This window comes from Pantoea dispersa (assembly GCF_014155765.1).
In the GTDB taxonomy this organism is placed as follows: Bacteria; Pseudomonadota; Gammaproteobacteria; order Enterobacterales; family Enterobacteriaceae; genus Pantoea; species Pantoea dispersa.
The window spans coordinates 1,287,781-1,310,226 of sequence record NZ_SCKT01000001.1 but is presented as its reverse complement, the minus strand read 5'-3'; the positions used below and the strand labels follow the sequence as shown (position 1 = coordinate 1,310,226).

Annotated in this window: 25 protein-coding genes; 15 read left to right on the top strand and 10 right to left on the bottom strand. The window is 59.5% G+C overall.

All coding sequences use genetic code 11. From position 1 onward, the window contains the following. Positions 1 to 429: 429 nt before the first annotated feature. The gene (locus tag H7K56_RS06350) at positions 430 to 1,392 is read right to left on the bottom strand and encodes a chemotaxis protein (protein ID WP_021507259.1); all 963 of its coding nucleotides are present in this window, start codon (positions 1,390 to 1,392) and stop codon (positions 430 to 432) included. A gap of 141 nt (positions 1,393 to 1,533) precedes the next feature. Beyond that, the gene (gene dbpA, locus H7K56_RS06345) at positions 1,534 to 2,913 is read right to left on the bottom strand and encodes an ATP-dependent RNA helicase DbpA (RefSeq protein ID WP_088516207.1); all 1,380 of its coding nucleotides are present in this window, start codon (positions 2,911 to 2,913) and stop codon (positions 1,534 to 1,536) included. Positions 2,914 to 3,304: 391 nt separating this feature from the next. Between dbpA and H7K56_RS06340 the strand changes: the two genes are divergently transcribed. Beyond that, positions 3,305 to 3,502, top strand: a complete 198-nt coding sequence (locus H7K56_RS06340; protein WP_010618157.1) for a hypothetical protein — start codon at positions 3,305 to 3,307, stop codon at positions 3,500 to 3,502. Positions 3,503 to 3,611: 109 nt separating this feature from the next. On the opposite strand, the gene H7K56_RS06335 is transcribed toward H7K56_RS06340, so the two are convergent. Both H7K56_RS06335 and H7K56_RS06330 read right to left on the bottom strand, forming a co-directional pair. Further along, a complete protein-coding gene (locus H7K56_RS06335) occupies positions 3,612 to 4,973 on the bottom strand; it encodes an amidohydrolase family protein (protein WP_021507257.1) in 1,362 nt (453 codons plus the stop codon). Between the two features lie 89 nt (positions 4,974 to 5,062). Then, positions 5,063 to 5,923 carry a LysR family transcriptional regulator gene (locus H7K56_RS06330; protein ID WP_031279666.1) on the bottom strand — a complete coding sequence of 287 codons (861 nt, stop codon included), beginning with the start codon at positions 5,921 to 5,923 and terminating at the stop codon, positions 5,063 to 5,065. A gap of 87 nt (positions 5,924 to 6,010) precedes the next feature. Here H7K56_RS06330 and H7K56_RS06325 point away from each other — a divergent pair, with 87 nt between their 5' ends. The 6 genes from H7K56_RS06325 (at position 6,011) to yniD (ending at position 11,710) form a co-directional block, all read left to right on the top strand. Beyond that, on the top strand, positions 6,011 to 7,183 hold the full coding sequence (locus H7K56_RS06325) for a cyanate transporter (protein ID WP_182688966.1): 1,173 nt from the start codon (positions 6,011 to 6,013) through the stop codon (positions 7,181 to 7,183). A 227-nt stretch (positions 7,184 to 7,410) separates the two neighbouring features. Beyond that, positions 7,411 to 9,060, top strand: coding sequence for an L-lactate permease (gene lldP, locus H7K56_RS06320; protein WP_088516210.1), 1,650 nt, complete (start codon positions 7,411 to 7,413; stop codon positions 9,058 to 9,060). Further along, entirely contained in the window at positions 9,057 to 9,842 is a 786-nt protein-coding gene (gene lldR / locus H7K56_RS06315; protein ID WP_150361736.1) for a transcriptional regulator LldR, read from the top strand. Before lldP ends, lldR begins: the two co-directional genes overlap by 4 nt. Continuing rightward, entirely contained in the window at positions 9,842 to 11,032 is a 1,191-nt protein-coding gene (gene lldD / locus H7K56_RS06310) for an FMN-dependent L-lactate dehydrogenase LldD (RefSeq protein WP_150361735.1), read from the top strand. The genes lldR and lldD overlap by 1 nt, the downstream gene beginning before the upstream one ends. A 62-nt stretch (positions 11,033 to 11,094) precedes the next feature. Beyond that, positions 11,095 to 11,523 carry an OsmC family protein gene (locus H7K56_RS06305; RefSeq protein ID WP_021313986.1) on the top strand — a complete coding sequence of 143 codons (429 nt, stop codon included), beginning with the start codon at positions 11,095 to 11,097 and terminating at the stop codon, positions 11,521 to 11,523. Positions 11,524 to 11,602: 79 nt separating this feature from the next. Continuing rightward, a complete protein-coding gene (gene yniD / locus H7K56_RS23295; RefSeq protein WP_021507251.1) occupies positions 11,603 to 11,710 on the top strand; it encodes a small membrane protein YniD in 108 nt (35 codons plus the stop codon). A gap of 111 nt (positions 11,711 to 11,821) precedes the next feature. Here yniD and H7K56_RS06300 read toward each other — a convergent pair whose 3' ends face one another. Further along, positions 11,822 to 12,061, bottom strand: a complete 240-nt coding sequence (locus H7K56_RS06300) for a hypothetical protein (protein ID WP_021507249.1) — start codon at positions 12,059 to 12,061, stop codon at positions 11,822 to 11,824. Between the two features lie 111 nt (positions 12,062 to 12,172). After that, a complete protein-coding gene (locus H7K56_RS06295; protein WP_125310664.1) occupies positions 12,173 to 12,496 on the bottom strand; it encodes a hypothetical protein in 324 nt (107 codons plus the stop codon). Between the two features lie 58 nt (positions 12,497 to 12,554). On the opposite strand from H7K56_RS06295, the gene H7K56_RS06290 reads away from it, so the two are divergent. The 5 genes from H7K56_RS06290 (at position 12,555) to H7K56_RS06270 (ending at position 16,427) form a co-directional block, all read left to right on the top strand. Continuing rightward, positions 12,555 to 12,740, top strand: coding sequence for a hypothetical protein (locus tag H7K56_RS06290; RefSeq protein WP_021507248.1), 186 nt, complete (start codon positions 12,555 to 12,557; stop codon positions 12,738 to 12,740). Between the two features lie 207 nt (positions 12,741 to 12,947). Next, positions 12,948 to 13,256: a PTS sugar transporter subunit IIB gene (locus tag H7K56_RS06285; RefSeq protein WP_141496724.1), complete on the top strand. Its 309-nt coding sequence runs from the start codon at positions 12,948 to 12,950 to the stop codon at positions 13,254 to 13,256. An 88-nt stretch (positions 13,257 to 13,344) separates the two neighbouring features. Then, complete coding sequence (locus H7K56_RS06280) at positions 13,345 to 14,661, top strand: PTS sugar transporter subunit IIC (RefSeq protein ID WP_150361734.1); 1,317 nt, start codon at positions 13,345 to 13,347, stop codon at positions 14,659 to 14,661. Further along, positions 14,661 to 14,975, top strand: coding sequence for a PTS lactose/cellobiose transporter subunit IIA (locus tag H7K56_RS06275; RefSeq protein WP_010618140.1), 315 nt, complete (start codon positions 14,661 to 14,663; stop codon positions 14,973 to 14,975). Before H7K56_RS06280 ends, H7K56_RS06275 begins: the two co-directional genes overlap by 1 nt. Positions 14,976 to 14,987: 12 nt before the next feature. Next, positions 14,988 to 16,427 (top strand): glycoside hydrolase family 1 protein, encoded by a 1,440-nt coding sequence (locus H7K56_RS06270; RefSeq protein ID WP_150361733.1) that lies wholly within the window; start codon positions 14,988 to 14,990, stop codon positions 16,425 to 16,427. Positions 16,428 to 16,478: 51 nt separating this feature from the next. On the opposite strand, the gene H7K56_RS06265 is transcribed toward H7K56_RS06270, so the two are convergent. Continuing rightward, positions 16,479 to 17,858: an NAD-dependent succinate-semialdehyde dehydrogenase gene (locus H7K56_RS06265; protein ID WP_150361732.1), complete on the bottom strand. Its 1,380-nt coding sequence runs from the start codon at positions 17,856 to 17,858 to the stop codon at positions 16,479 to 16,481. A 152-nt stretch (positions 17,859 to 18,010) separates the two neighbouring features. Between H7K56_RS06265 and H7K56_RS06260 the strand changes: the two genes are divergently transcribed. Next, positions 18,011 to 18,898, top strand: a complete 888-nt coding sequence (locus tag H7K56_RS06260; protein ID WP_150361731.1) for a LysR substrate-binding domain-containing protein — start codon at positions 18,011 to 18,013, stop codon at positions 18,896 to 18,898. On the opposite strand, the gene H7K56_RS06255 is transcribed toward H7K56_RS06260, so the two are convergent. Together H7K56_RS06255 and H7K56_RS06250 are read right to left on the bottom strand one after the other, a co-directional pair. Continuing rightward, positions 18,893 to 19,912, bottom strand: coding sequence for a LacI family DNA-binding transcriptional regulator (locus tag H7K56_RS06255; RefSeq protein ID WP_146068673.1), 1,020 nt, complete (start codon positions 19,910 to 19,912; stop codon positions 18,893 to 18,895). The genes H7K56_RS06260 and H7K56_RS06255 overlap by 6 nt on opposite strands. Before the next feature lie 93 nt (positions 19,913 to 20,005). After that, a complete protein-coding gene (locus H7K56_RS06250; RefSeq protein ID WP_021507241.1) occupies positions 20,006 to 20,653 on the bottom strand; it encodes a CPBP family intramembrane glutamic endopeptidase in 648 nt (215 codons plus the stop codon). Between the two features lie 532 nt (positions 20,654 to 21,185). On the opposite strand from H7K56_RS06250, the gene H7K56_RS06245 reads away from it, so the two are divergent. Both H7K56_RS06245 and H7K56_RS06240 read left to right on the top strand, forming a co-directional pair. Further along, positions 21,186 to 21,485, top strand: a complete 300-nt coding sequence (locus H7K56_RS06245) for an I78 family peptidase inhibitor (protein ID WP_150361730.1) — start codon at positions 21,186 to 21,188, stop codon at positions 21,483 to 21,485. Positions 21,486 to 21,735: 250 nt separating this feature from the next. After that, positions 21,736 to 22,053, top strand: a complete 318-nt coding sequence (locus tag H7K56_RS06240) for a hypothetical protein (protein ID WP_021507239.1) — start codon at positions 21,736 to 21,738, stop codon at positions 22,051 to 22,053. 12 nt (positions 22,054 to 22,065) lie between these two features. Here H7K56_RS06240 and H7K56_RS06235 read toward each other — a convergent pair whose 3' ends face one another. After that, positions 22,066 to 22,317 (bottom strand): biofilm development regulator YmgB/AriR family protein, encoded by a 252-nt coding sequence (locus tag H7K56_RS06235; RefSeq protein ID WP_021313231.1) that lies wholly within the window; start codon positions 22,315 to 22,317, stop codon positions 22,066 to 22,068. Positions 22,318 to 22,446: the final 129 nt, after the last annotated feature.

Below are 22,446 nucleotides of genomic sequence, written 5' to 3'. Positions count from 1 at the left end.
CCGCACCGTGGCGGAATGCGCAATAAATTGCGCCGCTACCACCCGTGCGGTTATCAGCGGCATCGCATGGAAGGAATATCGGTCACCCGTGCGGTTATCAGCGGCATCACATGAAAGGAATATCTGCGCGATACGTCACGCCATCATGATTCATTGCGGATGGGATATCTGCATTATCCCGTCGCACAAAACGTAGCGGCGCGATTCATCGCGCATTTCATTTCCCGCACCGCGGCGGAATGCGCAATAAACTGCCCCTGCAAAAAACACGCAAAGGCCCTGTAGGGTCACCATTCATGGTGACCTGGGACGATTAACTGACCAGCAGTACAGGATAAATACGCCGTTACGCTAATGCAGCGGATGACAGGCGAGCGGGCATAAAAAAGGCGCGAATATCGCGCCTGAGGGGAAAATCGGGGCAAGCGCTTAGCGCTTCTTCTCCAGCACGCGATAAATCACGCTGGAAAGCTCGTTGATTTCAAACTTAGCGACGTAACCGTCAGCGCCCACTTTGCGCACGTGATCTTCGTTGGCGCTGCCGGAAAGCGACGAGTGAATCACCACCGGAATCTGCCGCAGCGCGTCGTCGCGCTTGATGTTGCGCGTCAGGGTAAAGCCGTCCATCTCCGGCATTTCGAGGTCGGTCAGCACCAGCGCGATTTTGTCGTGAATCGACTCGCCGTTAGCCTGCGCTTCTTTCTGCATCTCGCTGATTTTTATCCACGCTTCAAGCCCGGTATTGTGCATGATGGCCGGAATGCCCATGCTTTTCAGCCCCTGTTCCAGCAGCTGACGCGCCACTTTGGAGTCTTCAGCAACAATCGCTACCTGGCCGGGTTTAAGGTTGAAATTCTTCGCCGTCTCTTCGCTCGGCTCGACGCCGCGCACCGACGGAATGATGTCATACAGAATCTGCTCGACGTCGAGCACCAGTGCCAGATTGTTGCTCTGACCGTCGGTGTCCAGACAGGCGATGCTGGTGATGTTACGGCTGCCGATGCCTGCTTCCGCCGTGTGCACCTGATTCCAGTCGAGACGTACAATGTTCTCCACTGATTCCACGGCAAATGCCTGGGTGCTGCGCGCGTATTCGGTGACCAGCAGCAGGTTGAGGCCGGTTTCAGGTTTGCAGCCGGTTACGGCCGGCAGGTCGATTACCGGAATAAACTGGCCGCGAATGCTGGCCATGCCGAGCAGCGGTGAATTCATGCCGGCGGCGCGGGTAATCGTCGGCATTGGCACAATTTCACGCAGTTTAAATACGTTGATGCCGTACAGCTCAGACTTGCCTTTCAGCCGATCGGAACCCAGCCGGAACAGCAGCAGTTCGAATTTGTTAGAAAGCGCAAGGTTGGCGCGTTCATCGATCTCTTTCTGAAAATTATCCATTGTGGCCTCGGGGCAGAATCTGGGCGGAGTAAAGGGCAGGGCAATAGCGCCATGATTAACTTATCGGCAGCGGAGGAAAAAAATGAAGGGAAGGGCGATGAAAATTTAGCGTAAGGGCGATCGCCCTCACGCTCACGACAGTTACTTCAGCAGAATCGCGCGCACGCTTTTGCCTTTGATCTTGCCCTCTTTCAGCTTGATCAGCGCTTTTTTCGCCTGCGCGGCGTCGATGGCGACATACGCATGGGTCGGGGTGAGATCGATTTTACCGATCTGATCGCCGCTGAAACCGGCTTCACCGGTCAGGGCACCCAGAATATCGCCGGGACGCATCTTGGCTTTGCGCCCACCGTCAATGCACAGCGTCATCATCGCCGCCGGCAGCGGCTGTGCGCCTTTGCCTTTCAGCGTGCTGGCCGGCTGCCAGTTGAGCTTCTGCTGCAGGTAATCTTCCAGCGCATGGGCGCGCACCATTTCGTCGGCCGCCACAAAGCTGACCGCAAGCCCCTGTTCGCCGGCGCGGCCGGTACGGCCAATGCGGTGAATGTGCACTTCCGGATCCCAAGCCAGCTGGAAGTTAACCACCAGCGCCAGAGATTTAATGTCGAGGCCGCGCGCGGCGACGTCGGTGGCGATCAGCACGCGGATGCTGCCGTTGGCAAAGCGAATCAGCACGCGTTCGCGATCGCGCTGTTCCAGATCGCCGTGCAGCGCCAGCGCGCTGATCTGGCGATCGTTGAGCGCGGCCGCAATCTCATCGCATTCCCGTTTGGTGTTACAGAACACCACGCAGGAAGCCGGTTGCTGCTGGCTGAGCAGAGCGCTGAGCAGGTTGATACGCTCGCTGGCGCTGGTTTCAATAAACTGCTGCTCAATCGCTGGCAGTTCCGACTTCGCTTCGGTCGCTACTGCCAGCGCATCGCGCTGAAAGCGCTGACTCAGGCTGGCAATGGTATCGGGCCAGGTGGCGGAGAACAGCAGCGTCTGACGCGAATCCGGCGTAAAGCCAATGATGGCTTCCATATCGTCGCGGAAACCCATCTCCAGCATGCGATCGGCTTCGTCCAGCACCAGGCTCTGCAACTGACTTAAATCGAGATTGTCACGCTTGAGATGATCGAGGATGCGCCCCGGCGTGCCGACCACAATATGCGGCGCATGCACCAGCGAATCGCGCTGCGCACTCATTGGCTGGCCGCCGCACAGCGTCAGGATCTTGATGTTGCGGGTGAAGCGCGCCAGCTGACGCAGCACGTTGCTGACCTGGTCGGCCAGTTCACGCGTCGGGCACAGCACCAGCGCCTGGGTATGAAAACGCCCGCTGTCGATGCGGTTCAGCACGCCAATACCGAAGGCGGCGGTTTTGCCGCTGCCGGTTTGCGCCTGCGCCCGCACATCGCGTCCGCTAAGGATGGCCGGCAGGGAAGCGGCCTGAATCGGCGTCATGGCGTCGAAGCCCATCTCGCGCAGGTTGTCGAGCTGGCTGGCAGGCAGTTGCGTCAGGGTAGAAAAAGCAGTCACAGGAGCATCTCAGGTAGTAGCAGGAATAGCGGCGGCCAGTCTGGCAGAAAGGCGGCCTATCGGCAACGGCAATTGCGATAATAATCACGTTGTGAAATTAGTCAGTCGTTGCGCTTTGTCAGGTCAATGATGAGGTGCAACTATCGCAAAGTTTTAATGAATGTTCCGAATTTCACACCAGGCAGCACGAACGGTAAAAACGCTTTTTCGAGGGAAAAAATGATATTAGCGGCAGGTAAGCGGCAATATCGCGGCATGTTACGGCTATTTTCAGTAAGATTTCGCTTATATGTTACCTGTTATGCGGAAAATCTGAGTAAAAATCCTAACCGCTTTGCTTTATATTTAGCGCGCCATTTGGCAATTAATAATTACTTCAGAGGTCACCTCATTGAGTCACTATGTCCAGGGACAAAACGAAGACGTTCTGAAAATCGTCGGCCGCGCCGTGTTAACGCTGCATCTGCATGGAGAGACGTTATCCTCCGATAAAGTCAGCTCCATGATTGCCTGTTATGCGGAAGAAGAGCCTGTTAATGACGATGAGCACCAGCGCCTGTATGCGCTGGCGATTCAGATGTTGTCTTAAATCCAGCATTATCATCGGGCTTGCCGCGCCGGTGTCACCTTCCAAAGCCTCCTGCGGGAGGCTTTTTTGTGGCCGGAACTGGCGTGGTGGTGCTGGCTGCGATGCGCCTTCAGGCGCTGAATACCGGCGTGCCGCGCTGGAACGTAGCGCGCACCGGTGCGATGCGCGCCACGGCTTCCGCCGAGCAGCTGGCGTCGACCAGCATCATACTGGCTTCATCCTGCAGCTGCGGCCACTGGCGCTCACCGCTATTGGCGAGCGGCAGAATGCCGCCGGTGGCGATATGCAGCGCGCGGCTCAGGCCAAACTCATCCGATCCGCGATACAGCTGGGCATACAGATTGGCTTTCTCCAGCATGCTGCCGGTGCCGAACGGCGACCAGTGATCGATCACGCTGTCGGTGCCGGTCATCACCGTCACGCCGGCTGCCTGCAGCTGCGGCAATGGCATCGTCAGCTTGCCAATCGGAATCGTTGACGCCACGCTCATCTGCTGTTCGGCCATGCCGGCGATAATCTCATCCAGCGCCTTACCTTCCAGCGTGGCGAGCGCGAAACCGTGGCTCAGTGTCACTTTGCCTTTCAGCTGCGGATTACGGGCGATGGTGGCGATCATGTACTGAATGGCTGCCACGCCGGCGGCGCTGGTCTCATGCAGATGAATGTCCACGCCGCGATCGTAGTCGAGCGCGATGCGGAACATCGCATCAAGCGAAGCCTGCATGGCACCATCCACGTTGGTGGGATCCAGCCCACCGACATACTGCACGCCGAGCTGCATCGCCTCACGCATCAGACCATCGACCTGCGAATGCAGCAAACCATGCTGCGGAAAGGCGACGATCTCACAGCGAAACGCCGGATGGTTGGCCAGCGCCAGCTGCAGATGTTCGAGACTTTTCAGGCCACTGACTGGATCGATGTTGCAGTGGCTGCGCGCTTCGGTGCTGCCTTTGCTTTGCAGCAGGCCAATCAGCGCTTCGGCGCGCGCCTGCGAGGTTGGCAACAGCTGGGGAATCAGCACCTGCTCGCGCGCAATCATATCCATGATGGTCTTGCCCTGCCGCGGGCGCGGTGCCTGCCACGGTCCGCCGTAAAAGGTTTTATCCAGATGGATGTGCATGTCCCGCGTGCGCGGTAACAGCAGCGCACCGCCGGCATCCCACTGCGGCAGGCCAGGCTGGCGCGCCTGGCCGGCGGCGCTAATGGCGCTGAACTTGCCTTCTTTAATGGTGATGTCGTACAGCGCGGTGCGGGTGGCGACTATCTCCGCGCCGTCGCGCTCAAATCCCTCTTCGAGGCGCACATTCAGCAGCTGATAGTGCGCCACGGCAGGCGGCGGGGTGGACGAGACCGGTGGTGTGTCGGGGCGGGCGGCGCTGCTCATGCCAGCCATCATCAGGCTGCCTGCGGCAGTAAGGCGCACGCCGTGGCTGAGGAAATCACGTCGGCTGGAAGCGGTCAGAGGCATCGGAAACTCCAGGCAAAAGGAAAAAACCTAATCTGGCAAAACCGACGCCGCCGCGCTGCGATATTTCCCACTGCCTGGCAGTGGAAAAATCACTGCCACTGTAGCTGGCAGAATTGCACCAGCGCAGCGGCCAGTGCCTGTTGCAGCGCATCCTGCGGCTTACGGCAGAACAGCGCCAGCTCGAAATGGCTGATCACCGGTAAACCCTCTGCGCTGCCCAGCACGCGGTGACCGGGCAGGCGGCAGCTGGCGGGCAGCAGCGTCAGGCCGAGACCGGCGGCGCTGGCGCTGGCGAGGGCCACCAGGCTGGCGCTGCTGTAGCTGATGCGCCAGCTGCGGCCGAGCGCATCCAGCGTCTGACACATCTCTTCGCGATACAGCCCCTGCTGCGGAAACACCACCAGCGGCAGCGGCGTCTGGTCAAAGCAGGGATGTTCGGCACTGTCCAGCCACAGCAGCGGCTCGGGCCGGGCGGCCAGCGGGCGATCGCCGCCCGGCTGCTTGATCAGCATCAGATCCAGCTCTTCGCGCTGCCATGCGCGATGCAGATCGACGTACATGCCGCTCATCACGTCAAGACGCAATTGCGGATGCTGTCGGCTGAATCCGGCCAGCAGGCTGGCGGTCGGGGCGGCAAAATCCTCCGGCACGCCAATGCGCACAATGCCGTCGCGCCACTTATCGCTCAGCACATCGTGCGCTTCGCCGTTAAGGGCGATGATGCGACGCGCGTAGCCGAGCAATTTTTCTCCCTCTTCGGTCAGCGCCACCTGATGTGAGGTGCGCTGTAACAGCGCTTTACCCACCATCTCTTCCAGCCGCCGCACCTGCTGACTGACCGTCGACTGCGACAGGTGCACACGCTCGGCGGCGCGGGTAAAGCTGGCGGTCTCGCACACCGCCACAAAGCTTAATAGCTGCTGCGGCGTAAACATTGGCTGACGATTCATTTATCCACTGCCCATCATGGTGTTATTTCATTTCCAAATAGTACTGTCTGCTGCGATGCTGACAACCTTTTCACTGCAGGATGGGTTATGAACCGACATGCCAATACGTTAACGCTGGCTGCGCTGGTGCTGGCCGGGCTGAACATGCGCCCGCTGCTGACCTCGGTCAGTCCACTGCTGGGCCAGCTGCGCCACAGCCTGCATCTGTCAGGGCTGGCCGCCTCGCTGCTGCCGGCGGTGCCGATGGTAATGATGGGCGCGGTGGCGCTGTTCAGCGCCACGCTGATGCAGCGCGTGGCCTTAAAGCCCTTACTGCTGGCCGGGCTGACGCTGCTGCTGCTGGCGCTGGCGGCGCGCGGCGTAATCGACAGCGGCAGCGGGCTGGTGCTCAGCGCGCTGTTTGCCGGCATCGGCGTCGGCGTGGTGCAGATGGCGATGCCGGGACTGATTCGACAGCGTTTTAGCCGGCGCAGCGCGGCGGTCACCGGGCTGTGGGCGGGCGCGCTGATGGGCGGCGGCGGACTGGGCGCGGCGCTGTCGCCGTGGCTCAGCGCGCAGCTTGGCGTACCGCTGGCGCTCAGCGGCTGGGCGCTACCGGTGCTGCTGGCTATCCTGCTGTGGCTACTGGTGCGCGTGCCTGCCGTGCCGGATGCCGCACAGGTAACGCTGCCGCCGCTGTGGCGTAAGCCGCGCGCCTGGTCGCTGGCGCTGAGCTTTGGCTTGGTCAATGGCGGCTATGCCACCTGCGTTGCCTGGCTGCCGGATGCGTATCACCGGCTGGGCTGGTCGGCGCAGGCCGGCGGCTCGCTGCTGGGCGTGATGATTCTGAGCCAGGTTGCCGGCGCGCTGCTGATGCCGCTGCTGGCGCGCGGTGCCGATCGCCGTCCGCAACTGATTGTCAGTCTGCTGTGTCAGCTGGCCGGGATGAGCGGGTTTCTTTTTGCGCCGCTGCTGGCGCCGTGGCTGTGGGCCGCCATCGCCGGCTTCGGTCTCGGTGCCGCGTTCCCGCTGGCGATGGTGCTGGCGCTCGATCATCTGCCGCAGCCGCAGGCAGGCGCGCGGCTGGTGGCCTTCATGCAGGGCGCAGGATTCATCATCGCCGGCTGCATGCCGTTTATTGCCGGTCAGTTGCAGGTGCTCACCCACAGTTTTGCCAGCGTATGGCTGATGCAGGGCGTCGTGACGCTGGGGCTGATCGGACTCAATCTGCGTTTTCATCCGCGCAGCTATGCGCGCGCCTTTGGTGCGGCTGCGCGCTGATTGGTCCTACCAATGTTATAAAAATGTAGCCACATGGTCACATAACACGAAAAATCACGCCTGTCGCGTTGCTTTGGGTTAACAATGCATTAACTATCTGGAGCCAGAAAGCCCGTCAGCCGCAATGTGGTCCTACCAATTGTGGTGCGGAACCGGGCAACAATCTGCGGCGCACGCCTGCTTTTGCCGATGCGCCGCATCCCTCTGGTGACCTCTGGAGAAACGGCATGCAGGTGTGGCAACAAAACTACGATCCGCTCAACAATTTGTGGCTATCCAGCCTGGTGGCGGTGATCCCGATTGTTTTTTTCTTCTTCGCGCTGATTAAGCTCAAGCTGAAGGGCTATCAGGCCGGTACGATCACCGTGGTGCTGGCGCTGCTGGTGGCGCTGTTGCTGTACGGCATGCCGGTGCCCCAGGCGCTGGCGTCGGTGGCGTATGGTTTTTTATACGGCCTGTGGCCGATTGCCTGGATCATCGTGGCGGCGGTATTTGTCTACAAGATCTCGGTGAAAACCGGCCAGTTCGATATCATTCGCGCCTCGATTCTCTCCATCACGCCAGACCAGCGTTTGCAGATGCTGATCGTCGGCTTTTCGTTTGGCGCGTTTTTAGAGGGCGCGGCAGGCTTTGGGGCACCGGTGGCGATCACCGCCGCACTGCTGGTCGGGCTGGGCTTTAATCCGCTCTATGCCGCCGGCCTGTGCCTGATCGTCAACACCGCGCCGGTGGCGTTCGGCGCGATGGGGATTCCGATCATCGTCGCCGGTCAGGTCACCGGGCTGGACAGCTTCCAGATTGGCCAGATGGCGGGACGCCAGCTGCCGTTTCTCACCCTCATCGTGCTGTTCTGGATCATGGCGATCATGGATGGCTGGCGCGGCATCAAAGAGACCTGGCCGGCGGTGATGGTGGCCGGCGGTTCGTTTGCCATCGCCCAGTACCTCAGCTCTAACTTCCTTGGCCCGGAGCTGCCGGACATCATTTCGTCGCTGGCTTCACTGATCTGCCTGACGCTGTTTCTGCGCCGCTGGCAGCCGGTGCGCATCTTCCGCTTTAAAGAACCCGCGCCAGAGGCTGCGCCCTCAGGGACGCAACGCTACACGCTGGCGCAGATTGTGCGTGCCTGGATGCCGTTCCTGTTCCTTACCGCGACCGTTACGCTGTGGAGTATTCCGCCGTTTAAAGCGCTGTTCGCTAAAGGCGGTGCGCTGTATGACTGGGTGTTTAGCGTGCCGGTGCCGCTGCTGCACGAGCTGGTGGCACGCATGCCGCCGGTAGTGAGCGCAGCAACGCCGTATGCGGCGCTGTTCAAATTTGACGTGGTCTCCGCCACCGGCACTGCGATTCTGCTGGCAGCGGTGATTTCGGTGATTTTCCTGCGCATGAAGCCGGCGGCGGCGCTGCGCACCTTTGGCGAAACCCTGAAGGAGCTGGCGCTGCCGATCTACTCCATCGGCATGGTGCTGGCGTTTGCGTTCATCTCTAACTACTCAGGGCTGTCGGCCACGCTGGCCCTGGCGCTGGCGCACACCGGACAGGCCTTCACCTTCTTCTCGCCGTTCCTCGGCTGGCTGGGCGTCTTTCTGACCGGCTCCGATACCTCTTCCAACGCGCTGTTCGCCGCGCTGCAGGCGACCACCGCACAGCAGATTGGGGTGTCGGATGTGCTGCTGGTGGCTGCCAATACCACCGGTGGCGTCACCGGTAAAATGATTTCGCCGCAGTCGATCGCCATCGCCTGCGCCGCCGTGGGGCTGGTGGGGCGCGAGTCCGATCTGTTCCGGTTTACCGTTAAACACAGCCTGATTTTTACCTGTATGGTCGGCGTGATCACCACGCTGCAGGCGTATGTCTTTACCTGGATGATTCCATGACTGAACCCACACCGCGGCTGGCGGATACGCTGCGCGCGCGTCTTAGCGCCTGGATTGAAGAGCATCAGCTGAAACCCGGCATGCGTTTACCTTCGGAGCGTGCGCTGGCCGCCCGCTTCGGCGTGTCGCGCTCGTCGGTGCGTGAGGCCATCCAGCAGCTGATCAGCAGTGGCGTGCTGACCAGTAAACGCGGCGGCGGCACCTGGCTGTGCGAGCCGCAGGAGCCGTGGTCAGAACAGCGCATCGTCGAGCCGATTCGCCAGCTGCTGGCCGCCGATCCTGACTACCGCTGGGATATTCTTGAGGCGCGCCACGCGATTGAGGCCAGCACCGCCTGGCACGCCGCGCAGCGCGCCACCGAGGCGGATAAAGAGCGGCTGCGCTATGCCTTTGACGCGCTGATACAAATGAACGACTGCGACGACCCCGAACTGGCCGCGCAGGCGGATCTGCGCTTCCACCTCGCCATTGCCGAAGCCTCGCATAATCTGGTGCTGCTGCAGACCATGCGCGGATTTTTCGATCTGCTGCAATCCTCCGTGCTGCACAGCCGCCAGCGTATGTACACCCAGCCGGTGATTTTCAACCAGCTCAACGCCCAGCATCAGGCGATGTTCGACGCGGTGATGGCGGGCGACGCCGACGCGGCGCGCCAGGCGGCGATGGATCACCTCGGCTTTGTTCACACCACCATGAAAACGCTGCATGAAGACGAAGCGCGCCAGGCCCGCATCACGCGGCTACCGGGCGCCACGCAGGTTACCCGTAAGGAAGACAACTGATGATTATTTCTGCTGCCAGTGACTATCGCGCCGCGGCGCAACGTATCCTGCCGCCATTCCTGTTTCACTATCTGGACGGCGGGGCCTACGCAGAACATACCCTGAAGCGCAACGTGGCCGATCTCTCTGATGTGGCGCTGCGTCAGCGCGTGCTGAAAAACATGGCTGAGCTGAGTCTGGAAACGCGGCTGTTCAATGAAATGCTGTCGATGCCGGTGGCGCTGGCGCCGGTCGGCCTGTGCGGCATGTACGCGCGACGCGGTGAAGTGCAGGCGGCGCGTGCGGCAGCCAATCGCGGCATTCCATTTACCCTGTCGACCGTGTCGCTGTGCCCGATAGAAGAGGTGGCACCGGCGATTAACCGTCCGATGTGGTTTCAGTTGTATGTGCTGCGCGATCGCGGCTTTATGCGCAACGCGCTGGAGCGGGCCAAAGCGGCAGGCTGTTCGACGCTGGTGTTTACCGTCGATATGCCGACGCCGGGCGCGCGCTACCGCGATGCGCACTCCGGCATGAGCGGCCCGCATGCCGCGCTGCGCCGTTACTGGCAGGCGGTCACCCATCCGCAGTGGGCGTGGGATGTCGGGCTGCACGGGCGTCCGCACGATCTCGGCAATATCTCCACGTACCTCGGTAACCCTACCGGGCTGGAAGATTATATCGGCTGGCTGGCGAAAAATTTCGACCCGTCGATCTCGTGGCAGGATCTGGAGTGGATTCGCGAATTCTGGGAAGGGCCGATGGTGATCAAAGGCATTCTCGACCCGGAAGATGCGCGCGATGCGGTGCGTTTTGGCGCCGATGGCATCGTGGTCTCCAACCACGGCGGACGTCAGCTGGATGGCGTGCTGTCGTCGGCGCGCGCGCTGCCGGCCATCGCCGACGCGGTAAAGGGCGACATCACCATTCTGGCCGACAGCGGCATTCGCAACGGGCTGGATGTGGTGCGCATGATCGCGCTGGGGGCTGACAGCGTGCTGCTGGGACGCGCGTTTATCTATGCGCTGGCGACGCACGGCCAGCGCGGCGTGGAGAATCTGCTGAGTCTGGTTGAGAAAGAGATGAGGGTGGCGATGACGCTGACCGGCGCGAAAACCATTGCGGACATCACCCAGGATTCGCTGGTGCAGGCGAATGCGCTGCTGAGCGAAGCCGGACTCAGCCCGGCGCGCCCGCACGCGGTGCGCTAAGCCAGGCAAAGCGCCGGCTCTTGTCTATACTGAATAGCTGTCTGACTAACAGGAGGAATGACATGACCATTCATAAGAAAGGATCGGCCCATTGGGAAGGCGACATCAAAGGCAAAGGCACGGTTAGCACTGAAAGCGGCGTGCTCAGCAACCAGCCATACGGTTTTAACACCCGTTTTGAAGGCGAGAAGGGCACCAATCCGGAAGAGCTGATTGGCGCGGCACACGCCGCCTGCTTCTCCATGGCGCTGTCGCTGATGCTGGGCCAGGCCGGTCATCCACCGAAAAGCATCGACACCACCGCCGATGTTTCACTGGACAAAAAGGGCGACGGCTTCGCCATCACCAAAATTGCCCTCAACAGCACCATTGCGCTGCCGGGCATTGATGATGCCAAATTCGATGAAATCATTCAGAAAGCCAAAGCCGGCTGCCCGGTGTCTCAGGTGCTGAATGCCGAAATCACCCTCGATTATACGCTAAATAATTAATCGCCCTCACGGGTGACCAGCGGTAGACTATGCGATGCGCCTGCGGGCGCATCGTTGCTTTCTGCTGTCTGGAGGAAACGTGGCAAAAAAACTGGCTGCGACAAAACACTGGAAGATGATTGTGGTGTTGCTGTGCATCTGCGGCGCGCTGATGCTGATTCGCTGGGCGGCGATGATATGGGGCTAAAGGATTGGGTATGCCGCCACAAGCTCGGGGTGCTGGTGATGATTATTCTGGTGCTGGAACTGGTGCACTACCTGCTGACGGCCTCGTGGCTGCCGTGGCAATTCTGACGCCTCAGGCATATTCGCCGTCATGCTCATGCTGGCGCAGATTGCGCACGCTGCTGCGCGCAATGCGGTAGGCCTTGCGCGGATCGCCCGCGACAAATTCAAAGGTGGGCGAATAGTAAAACGGCAGCCAGCCGCCGAAGCCGCTCTCCCACTCCCAGCGCACCGGACAGGGCCAGAGAATGCCGTCATACAAAATGTAATAAACCCAGCGTCCGTTGGGACGACGGGGGCGAGTTTTTTTCATGGGATTCACAACTGTAATAGTGTAAAGCAGCTTATATTTTGAACGCTGCGGGCCCAGGTTGCAATGCCGTCTGGCTGTTTTTTATGCAATTGATGACGCACTGGCACCGAATTAACGGTGCACTTCCCCACAAAGCAGCACCACATTCGGCCGGACTTTATGGATGCGATCGGCCATCTGTTCGCAGGCCACTTTCGTGGGGTAAATCCGCTCCGACACCGGCAGGGCATCACAGGCATCGTGGCCGCAGGCGCTCACTAACAAGACAAAACCAATCAACATAACCGACTCCTTCTGCACCATTCCCGTGGTACGGAATGCGTGGCTGTGTGTTCCTTTTTTTGATCCAGTATAGCTAAACGCCTCAGGCGTCAATGAACAGCCTGAGCGGCTTTTTTGTCCGAACAGAATGATGATAACCAGCGCCGCGCCCATTAGCAGCACAATCTGGGCTAAACTGTGCGGCACTGACAACAATAAGGAGTGATATCTGATGTCTCATGAAATTGCCCATCCGGCCAGCAGCCCAAAACAGGCCGCCCTGCAACTGGTCATCGAACTGGTGCGCGCCGGTAAACTGAGCCCGCTGCACGGCGATGCCTCCAATATGATCTCCATCTACGAACAGTTCAAGGCACACTTCGAAGCCGACAAGCAAAAAGATTCCGCCATCTCCTGACGTTCTGCCCCGGTGGCGCGCTGTGTCTGGCCGCGCCACTGTTCCCCGACTTTCACATAATCTCTTCCGTTTATTATTGCATCCCGATTAAATTTGCAGCGCGCTTTTTGATATTTCTCACAGATCCGTAACGCAAATCTGAAACCGGTTGCAGAAAATCTTTAGCGCGGGTATTCGTTAATTAAACCCCACACTGAGGATTGAATGATGCCAAAGATTCTACTCTGCTGCGCCGCCGGGATGTCCACCAGCATGGTGGTGCAGAAAATGGAGAAGGCCGCCAAAGAGAAGGGCGTCGAGGTTGAGATAAAAGCCGTTGGCATTGAAGAGTTTAACGATCAGATCGCGAACTTTGACTGTTGCCTGCTCGGGCCGCAGATTAAATACAAACTGGCGGACTTCCAGCCGCTGGCGCAGCAGCTAAATAAGCCTATCACTGTGATTAATAGCATGGATTACGGCATGATGAATGGCGAGAAAATATTAGATGATTCGCTAAAGCTGATTCACGCCTGACGATTGTTCCGAAAATAAAATAATTGTTTACGCCTGTGCGCCAATGCACAGGCTTATTCTGTTGTTGCCTGATGCAAGGAGCTCGCCGATGAGCAGCATAAGCGAATCGTTATTTGGTGTGATTGAAAACCGCATCAGCCCGCTGGCCGGACGCCTCTCCAGCCAGCGCCATGTGATTGCCATCCGCGATGGATTTATCGCCTCGATGCCGTTTCTGATTGTGGGCTCGTTTATGCTGCTGTTTGCCCATCCGCCGTTCTCAGCTGACAGTTCATGGGCGTTTGCCCAGTGGTGGCTCGGTATGGTGCGCGCGCATGAAGCGCAAATCATGATGCCGTATAACATGACCATGGGCATCATGGCGCTGTATATCGCCAGCGCCATCGCCTATAACCTGGCGAACAGCTACAAGATGAACGGCTTTATGGCGGCCAGCCTGGCGCTGATGGCGTTTCTGGTGGTGGCCGCGCCACAGAGCAACGGCACGCTGCCGGTTGGCTCACTTGGCGGCGAGGGCATTTTCACCGCGATTCTGGTGGCGCTGTTCGCCACTGAACTGATGCACTTCCTGCAAAAGCACAACATCGGCTTTAAGCTGCCGGAGCAGGTGCCGCCCAAAATTCGTCAGTCGTTCGATCTGCTGATCCCGATCATCGCCATCTTCATCACGCTGTTTCCGCTCAGCCTGTGGGTGCAGGCGCAGTTTGGCCTGCTGCTACCGCAGGCGATTATGGCGCTGTTCGCACCGATTATCTCCGCCTCGGATTCGTTACCGGCGGTGCTGGTGGCGGTGCTGCTGTGCCACATGCTGTGGTTCGCCGGCATTCACGGTGCGGTGATTGTCGGCGGCATTCTGCAGGCATTCTGGCTGACTAACCTCGGTCTCAACCAGCAGGCGCTCAACGCCGGTGAGCCGATCACGCACGTGTTTATCGAGCCGTTCTGGCAGTTTTTCATCGTTATTGGCGGCTCCGGTTCCACCATGGGGCTGGTGCTGCTCTACCTGCGCAGCCGCTCGGCGCATCTGCGCTCGATTGGCAAGCTGAGCATTGTGCCCAGCATGTTCAACATCAACGAGCCGGTCATCTTCGGTTCGCCGGTGGTGATGAATCCGATTCTGTTCATTCCGTTTATCTGCGCGCCGTTAGTCAACGCCACGCTCGCCTGGACAGCCACCAAAACCCACCTGATTAACCACGTGGTGTCGCTGGCCCCCTGGACCACGCCGGCACCGATCGGGGCGGCCTGGTCGACCGGCTGGGACTGGCGCGTCATCGTGCTGATTGCCGTGCTGGTAACCATCGCTACGCTGATTTACTACCCGTTTTTCAAAATTTATGAGCGGCAACTGCTGCAGCAGGAGCTTGAGCAGGCCGTCGCAGCGCAACCGGTTAAGGAGGCATGATGGAAATTGATGAGAGCACGGTCATGGAACTGATTATTCAGGCGGGAGAAGCGCGCTCCTGCTCAATGGAAGCGCTGCGCGCGGCGCGGCGCAAAGAGTGGCCACGCGCCGATGCGTTGCTGAGCGAAGCCAGCGAGGCGGCCAGAGCCGCGCACCGTATCCAGACCGAATTGATCGGTGCCGACGAAGGCTGCGGCAAAATTCCGGTCAATCTGATCATGGTGCATGCGCAGGATCATCTGATGAACGCCATGCTGTGCCGTGAACTGGCGGAAGAGATCATCCAGCTGCGGCGCGAGCTGGCTGCGGACTAACAAGGAGGCAGTATGCAACATCCTAACCCCGGTGCGTTTCCGCACGGCTTTCTGTGGGGCGCTTCAACCTCGGCGTATCAGGTCGAGGGCGCCTGGAACGAAGACGGCAAAGGGCCGTCGGTGATCGATAAAGGCCATTTTCCTGAGGGGATGACGGATTTCACCGTCACCAGCGATCACTATCATCGCTTCCGGGAAGATATCGCGCTGCTGGCGGAGCTGGGCCTGAAAACCTATCGATTCTCCATCGCCTGGAGCCGCATCTATCCGCAGGGAGACGGCGAGCTGAATCCGGCGGGCATTGCGTTTTATCAGCAGCTGATTGATGAAATTTGCCGCCACGGCATTGAGCCGCTGGTCACGCTCTATCACTTCGACCTGCCGTGGGCGCTGCAGCTGGATGGCGGCTGGTCAAACCGGCGCACCGTGGCCGCCTTTGAGCGCTTCGCCATCACCTGTTTCGAGCACTATGGCGACCGGGTGAAATACTGGCTGACCATCAATGAACAAAACATGATGATCCTCAAAGGCGAGGTGATTGGCACGCTGCCAGCCGGCACGGTGGATGCGCAGAAGACGCTGTATCAGCAGAACCACCATATGATGCTGGCGCAGGCCAAAGCGATGATTGCCTGTCACCAGCGCTTGCCGCAGGCCAAAATTGGCCCGGCACCGAACATCTCCTGTATCTATGCCGCTAGCGCCAGACCGGAAGATGTGCTGGCCGCCGATAACTTTTCAGCGATCCGCAACTGGCTCTACCTCGACCTGGCGGTGCACGGCCATTACAACAACGTGGTGTGGGCGTTTCTGCAGCAGCGCGGCTGGCTGCCGCACATTGAGACAGAGGATATGGCGACCATCGCCGCCGGCCAGCCGGACTTTATCGCCTTCAACTATTATGCATCGGCCACCGTCAGTGCTGACATGCCTGAGGTCGCGCGCGGTGAGCTGAACAGTAAGCAGCAGGCCGACCAGCAGATGGCCGGCATCGACAAATCAGTGTACGTCGGCTGCAACAATCCGCATCTGCAGCAGAATCAGTTTGGCTGGTATATCGATCCGGTCGGTTTCCGCATTGCCGCGCGCGAGATCTACGCGCGCTATCGCCTGCCGCTGATTGTGACAGAAAACGGTCTCGGTGCGTTCGACACGCTGGAGGCGGGCAACAAAGTGTATGACGACTATCGCATCGCCTATCTGCGTGAGCATATCGCTCAGCTGCGGCTGGCAATTGCCGATGGCGTCGAGCTGTTTGGCTACTGTCCGTGGTCGGCCATCGATCTGGTCAGCACCCATCAGGGCATCAGCAAACGCTACGGCTTTATCTACGTTAACCGCGATGAACACGATCTGCGCGATCTGGCGCGCTATCGCAAGAAGAGCTTTTTCTGGTATCAGCAGTTGATCCGCAATAACGGCGCACAGCCTGATGCGGAGGTGGAATACTAACGCGCGGCGCGGCGGCATTCCTGCTGGGTCGCCGCCGCGCCAGCCGCGTGATTAGCGGTGTTGTCCCGCCATCAGCACATATTTTACCTGCACATACTCTTCAATACCGTAATGGCCGCCCTCGCGGCCGTAGCCGGAGTGCTTGATACCGCCAAACGGCACTGACGCCGTACCGACCGAGCCGGAATTGAGGATCACCATGCCGGCTTCCAGTTTTTTCGACAGGCGGAAAGCGCGGCCAACATCCCGCGTCCACGCATAGGCCACCAGACCGTATTCGGTGTCGTTAGCGCAGCGAATCACCTGCTCTTCATCACTGAAACGGTACAGGGCAAATACCGGTCCGAAAATCTCGGTGTTGTGCACGGCAAACGAGGCGTCCAGATCGCACAGGATGGTGGGTTCATAGAACAGCCCGCCTTTCGCGTGTGGCTTGCCGCCGAGGCGCAGCGTCGCCCCCTGCGCTACCGCATCATCCACCAGCGCGGTGACTTTATCGAGCGCCATGCGGTTAATCAGCGGGCCAACCACAAATTCCTGCTGCATACCCTGATCGACACGGATCTCACTGACTGTTTTCACCAGTTGCTGCACAAAGGCATCGTAAACCGCGTCATGCACAAAGATGCGGTTAGGCGAAATACACACCTGGCCGGAGTTACGCAGTTTGGCGCTGACCAGCCCGGCCACGCTCTCTTCCAGCGGGCTGTCGGCGAACACGATAAACGGCGCGTTGCCGCCCAGCTCCATGGTCATCTTTTTCAGCGTGGCCCCGCACTGCTGCGCCAGCAGTTTGCCGACGCGGGTTGATCCGGTGAAGGAGATTTTGTGGATGCGCGTATCGCTGGTAAAAGCTTCGCCGATGGCTTGCGGATCGCCGGTCACCATCTCAAACACGCCCGCGGGAATACCGGCCTGACGTGCATACTCCAGCAGTTTATACGCAGTAAGCGGCGTCTCTTCTGCCGGTTTGATGATCATGGTGCAGCCCGCGGCCAGCGCGGTAGCAATTTTGCGGGTGATCATCATAAACGGGAAGTTCCACGGCGTGATGGCCGCGGTCGGGCCGATCGGCTCTTTTACCACCAGCACGGAGGCGTTAGCATCGTGCGACGGCAGGGTATCACCGTTGACGCGTTTGGCCTCTTCCGCATACCACTCAATAAAGCCGAGACCGTACTCGATTTCGCCCAGCGCTTCGCTCAGGCATTTGCCGTTCTCCCTGACCATCAGTTCAGCAAACAGGTGCTTATCGGCGCGTACCAGATCGTACCAGCCACGCAGCAGGTCGCTGCGCTGTTTCGCGCTTTTTGCCGCCCATGCCGGAAACGCGGCACAGGTGCGATCAATAGCGGCCGCGACCTCGTCGTGGCGCATGAACGGTGCTTCGCCGACGAGGCTGCCGTCGGCAGGATTGGTGACTTTAATCATTCCAGTGTGCTCCAGTGTCAGAATCAATGTGACAACGTGGCAGTCAGCGCTATCGGGCTGGCTGCCGCTGTGCAGAAATGATGCGCGTCTGGCCTTTTCGCCACAATCGATTAAAATTGCTCCATCATTGAGAAAAACTGAACGGTTAACTGATGCGTGATTTGCCACCCCTGAATGCCTTGCTGGCGTTTGAATATGTCGCCCGTAGCGGCAGCGTGCGGGCAGCGGCTGATGGCCTGTCGGTGACGCCAGGCGCGGTGAGTCGTCAGATTCGTCTGCTGGAAGAGTATTTTGGCACGGCGCTGTTTCAGCGTCAGGGGCGTGGGCTGGTACTGACGCTGCCCGGCAATGCCTATTTTCTGCAAATCAGCCAGCACCTCGACGGTATTCGCCAGGCGAGCGCCACGCTGCAGCGCAATGCCGGCCGTACGGTCATCCGGCTGCACTCCTTCACCACCTTCGCCACCCGCTGGCTGATTCCGCGGCTGGCACAGTTTCAGCTGGCGCATCCGGCGATTGACGTGCGCCTGACGACCGCGTCGGAATGGGACGATACGGTGGATTGCGACGCGGCGATTCGGCTTGGTGACGGTACGTGGCCGCAGCAGCACGCCACGCCGCTGGTGAAAAACGTGCTGGTGCCGGTGTGCCGTCCGACGGCTGACCGGCGCGCCAGCATGCATCTGGCCGGGCTGGCGCAGCATACCCTGCTGCTGGTGCGCGGACGTCCTGATGACTGGCAGCGCTGGTGCGAAGCATTTGGCGTGGAAATGGATGCGCTGCCGCACCGGCGGCAGATGGAAAGTTCGGCGCTGGCCTATCAGGCCGCCATTGAAGGGCAGGGGATTGCGCTGGCGCAGCGCGTGCTGGTGGAAGCGGAGCTGAAGGCGGGCACGCTGATCGCCATGGAGGATTACCAGCTGGACTGTGGCCGGCACACCTATTACCTGGTGCGCCCACAGGAGAGCGTTAAGGCTGCTACGCTACAGCAGCTGGAGCAGTGGCTGGTCACGCAGGATGACGGCGATCAGGGGTTATGAGCGGCGAAATGGTCCATCTGCCACGGAGGCGCGCTCAATCAGCCGTCCGCTGAAGGGCGGCAGGGGCGCAATCGCTTCGCCCTCCAGCATCGCCACCAGCTGCGCCAGCGTGTGCTGAATCATCTCCGCCACCGGCACGTGAACCGTCGTGAGCGGCGGCAGGAAAAATTCGGCCATGCGAATATCATCAAAGCCCATCAGCGATACATCCTGCGGCAGCCGTTTGCCCGCCGCATTCAGCGCCAGCGCGGCACCAATCGCCATATCGTCATTGCTTGCCATCAGCGCGCTGAACGGTACGCCGGCACTCAGCAGCTGGCGTGCCGCTGCCTGACCACTCTCCGGCGTCCACGCGCCCGGCAGTACGCGCGCCGCTTCATACGGCAGCTGATGATCGGCCAGCGCCTGCTGATAGCCAGCCAGACGCGCGTCGGCGGTGGGCGATCCCGCCAGTCCGGTGATAAACGCGATGTCATGGTGACCGCGCGCAATCAGGTAATTCACCGCATCACGGGTATTTTGCTGGTGCGAAGCCCAGACGCAGTTCGCCGCGTGCTGCGTCAGACGGCGATTAACCACCATGATCGGGATATCGTGCTGGTCGATGATCGCTTCCAGCGCGGCGGTGTCGAGAAAACGCGGGTAGATAATGATGGCGTCGCAGCGCAGATCGAGCAGAAACTCGATTGCCGCGCGCTCATCGTCAGCGCTGGTTTTGCCATCGGCGAGGATCAGCTGGCGGCCATAGTTATTGGTCAGCGTGGCCGTCTGGTACAGCAGCTCGCTGAAATAGGGGCCGTTAAACAGCGAATGGGTGACGATCAGGCCGATATTCTGCGATTTTTGCGTCGCCAGACTGCGCGCCAGCAGATTCGGGCGGTAGCCGGTTTCCTCTATCGCCTGAAACACTTTTTGCTGCGTGGATTTGCTGACATAGCGGTTGCCCGCCAGCACGCGCGACACGGTGGCTTTAGAAACGCCCGCTTTGCGGGCCACATCCAGCATAGTAATCATCAGCGCTTCGACCATCATTCCTGCAGGCTAAAAAGCGATAGTACCTGAAAATGCAGGGAAATTAATGGCATCGTTAGCAAACAGTGAGGGGGATCAGGCGTAGAACCAGGCGGGCAGGATGGCGATCAGGTTATTCAGCGTATGCAGAAAAATCGGCAGCGCCAGGCTGTTGCTGCGCAGACGCGCGTAGCACAGCAGAAGCGAGAACAGCGTCAGCGCAACGATGGTTTCCCAGTGCACGTACTGCGTGTGTAACGCGGCGAACAGCAGCGAAGTGAGCAACATGCAGGCAAAACGGCTTTTGGGCGCCCACAGCAAAAACGCCTGCAGCAGAAAGCCGCGGAACAGCACCTCTTCAAACACCGGCGCCAGCAGCACGGCGGTGAGCAGCAGAATCAGCATTGAGCTGCGTCCCTGCTGGCTCTGTTCAATCAGCCAGCCTTCCGGCTGCAGGAACTGCGTCTGCGCCACCATCAGTACAAACAGCGCGCCGATAAACAGCAGTGCCTGGCCGGGACGCAGAAAGCCCAGGGGAATGTCGCTGCGGCGCTGGCAGTAGAAACGGTACAGGGGATAGATCACGGCAAATTCAAACAGGCACAGCACTGGCACCAGCAAGCCGTTATTGCGCAGCGTCCCGTAATTGGGAAACAGCGTAATCAGCATGGTCACGAGGTAATAAACCACAAAGCTACCCACGTAAAACAGGGTCAACGTAACTTTGTCGGATTGGGTGTCCATAGGCGACTCAGCGGGCAGAGGAAGACGCATAGTAGCAACGGCGATCGGTGCTGTCGAGGTGCGTTTGCGGAGATTTTCGCCGGTTCAGATACGTCACAATCGCGGCGCTAACTGACCGCCTCATCGCAGGCGATGCGCGGCATGATGGCTTGCGCTTTCATCTGGCGAGCAGGCGGAGAGGGAACCGAATCACTTATCTGGCGCGGAGGATGCCGCTGGCACCGTTTGGTGCACAACGGCAGAGAGAAAATTAACGAGGCTTAACGCACCCGGACGGCCACGAAGGTCATCACGATGGCGAAGCCGATAAAAATAGCCAGTTCCATCATTATCTCCTCAGAAAAGTCTTAGATAATTGTAGCGTCTGGCCGGGTGATTTTTAGACACAGCGTGCGATTAATCCGAAAATGTGAGCAGAAAATCGCGCCTTTTGTCACGCAATGCGACCAGTCTGCTGGAAAAATTTTCGCATCGGCGGCACGCTTTGTTACTCTCAGGAACCCGCTTGTTCATTATCCAGGAGGAGAAAATTGTGAACCATTATGGAAAAGCGCTGCTGCTGACGGCGATGCTCGCCTTAACGGCCTGTCAGTCAGCCAGTAAAACTGACAGCAGTCACGCCATCAGCCACGATCCGGAAACCGACCAGTGCGGTGCCTCGCAGTATCAGAATTACCTCGGTCAGCCGCTGAGCGCGCTTGATACCCAGCGCTTTGCCGTACCGGTGCGCGCTATTCCGTGGAACGGTGCCGCCACCATGGACTTCAATCTGCGCCGCCTGAATTTCCTCGGCGATCAGAACGGGAAAATTTCCCGGGTTTACTGCGGGTAACACCAAACGGACACGGCATTGTCATCGGGCTGTCACGGCGGCGGGCGAGGATAACTGCGCATTACGGAGATTTCCTCGTCACTCTCGAATATGCAATGCTCGTCTTGTTTCTTCCCGCTACGGCGGGAATTTTTTTCGCTATAACCTGCCTGCTGCGCCATATTGTCCCTGCCATAGCGCGCGATGAATCGCGGCACTGCGACGCCAGGCGTACAGGCAGCAATAACAGACTGACCTTACAGGAGTGACGATGAAATACCTGACCCGAACGCTGTGTTTGACGCTGCTGCTCAGCCCGCTGGCGCAGGCCTCAAGCGAGGCGGCATGGCAGCAACACGATAAAAACCTGCAGCAGGCGTGTGTGCAGGCCAGCGGTCTGAAAGCGGTGAAAGTGGTGGGCAAGCCGATCATGTACGACGACAGCGTTGGCTACGATGCGCTGTTGCTCGAAGGCCGCTATCCGCAAAAGCACATGAAAAATCAGCTGGGGCGGGAACTGTGCCTGTATCAGCGTCAGAGCGGTAAAGCAGTGGTCAGCGAAGCCGACCAGCTGCGGGTGGTGAAATAATCTCCGGGGCTGCTATTTTTGCGGCCCTGCTTCTAACAGCTGCGCCAGCAGGTTGCGGTAACTCTGCAGGCGCTGTTCATCGCCTTCCACTTCCAGCCGGGTAATCACGCGGGCAATCACCGCTTTATTGGTGGCGGGCTGGCCATCATCCATCAGCTCGCGCATGATGGCGGCCAGCAAATCGCTCTCGTGCGGCGCGTGCCAGGCGGGGCTGTTGAAATAGTCGGTAATCGCCCGACTGGCGCTGTCATGGTGCGTTCTCATAGCCGACCTCCGCAGAGACAACGAAGCCTGCCACCCACGACGGGCAGCAACTGAAAACCTGAATTAAGCATGCGGACTGTCCAGGACGGGCAGCGCCTCGCCAGTGATGACTGGTGATTTTTTAAACAT

Bases quoted from the DNA above. Each gene is read 5' to 3' on its own strand.
- lldR (WP_150361736.1), top strand. From the start codon at position 9,057: ATGACTGAACCCACACCGCGGCTGGCGGATACGCTGCGCGCGCGTCTT.
- H7K56_RS06305 (WP_021313986.1), top strand. From the start codon at position 11,095: ATGACCATTCATAAGAAAGGATCGGCCCATTGGGAAGGCGACATCAAA.
- H7K56_RS06335 (WP_021507257.1), bottom strand. From the start codon at position 4,973: ATGCCTCTGACCGCTTCCAGCCGACGTGATTTCCTCAGCCACGGCGTG.
- H7K56_RS06300 (WP_021507249.1), bottom strand. From the start codon at position 12,061: ATGAAAAAAACTCGCCCCCGTCGTCCCAACGGACGCTGGGTTTATTAC.
- H7K56_RS06325 (WP_182688966.1), top strand. From the start codon at position 6,011: ATGAACCGACATGCCAATACGTTAACGCTGGCTGCGCTGGTGCTGGCC.
- H7K56_RS06240 (WP_021507239.1), top strand. From the start codon at position 21,736: ATGAAATACCTGACCCGAACGCTGTGTTTGACGCTGCTGCTCAGCCCG.
- H7K56_RS06285 (WP_141496724.1), top strand. From the start codon at position 12,948: ATGCCAAAGATTCTACTCTGCTGCGCCGCCGGGATGTCCACCAGCATG.
- lldD (WP_150361735.1), top strand. From the start codon at position 9,842: ATGATTATTTCTGCTGCCAGTGACTATCGCGCCGCGGCGCAACGTATC.
- H7K56_RS06330 (WP_031279666.1), bottom strand. From the start codon at position 5,923: ATGAATCGTCAGCCAATGTTTACGCCGCAGCAGCTATTAAGCTTTGTG.
- H7K56_RS06255 (WP_146068673.1), bottom strand. From the start codon at position 19,912: ATGATTACTATGCTGGATGTGGCCCGCAAAGCGGGCGTTTCTAAAGCC.
- H7K56_RS06290 (WP_021507248.1), top strand. From the start codon at position 12,555: ATGTCTCATGAAATTGCCCATCCGGCCAGCAGCCCAAAACAGGCCGCC.
- H7K56_RS06280 (WP_150361734.1), top strand. From the start codon at position 13,345: ATGAGCAGCATAAGCGAATCGTTATTTGGTGTGATTGAAAACCGCATC.
- H7K56_RS06295 (WP_125310664.1), bottom strand. From the start codon at position 12,496: ATGGGCGCGGCGCTGGTTATCATCATTCTGTTCGGACAAAAAAGCCGC.
- lldP (WP_088516210.1), top strand. From the start codon at position 7,411: ATGCAGGTGTGGCAACAAAACTACGATCCGCTCAACAATTTGTGGCTA.
- H7K56_RS06265 (WP_150361732.1), bottom strand. From the start codon at position 17,858: ATGATTAAAGTCACCAATCCTGCCGACGGCAGCCTCGTCGGCGAAGCA.
- H7K56_RS06260 (WP_150361731.1), top strand. From the start codon at position 18,011: ATGCGTGATTTGCCACCCCTGAATGCCTTGCTGGCGTTTGAATATGTC.
- H7K56_RS06270 (WP_150361733.1), top strand. From the start codon at position 14,988: ATGCAACATCCTAACCCCGGTGCGTTTCCGCACGGCTTTCTGTGGGGC.
- H7K56_RS06350 (WP_021507259.1), bottom strand. From the start codon at position 1,392: ATGGATAATTTTCAGAAAGAGATCGATGAACGCGCCAACCTTGCGCTT.
- H7K56_RS06250 (WP_021507241.1), bottom strand. From the start codon at position 20,653: ATGGACACCCAATCCGACAAAGTTACGTTGACCCTGTTTTACGTGGGT.
- H7K56_RS06275 (WP_010618140.1), top strand. From the start codon at position 14,661: ATGGAAATTGATGAGAGCACGGTCATGGAACTGATTATTCAGGCGGGA.
- H7K56_RS06235 (WP_021313231.1), bottom strand. From the start codon at position 22,317: ATGAGAACGCACCATGACAGCGCCAGTCGGGCGATTACCGACTATTTC.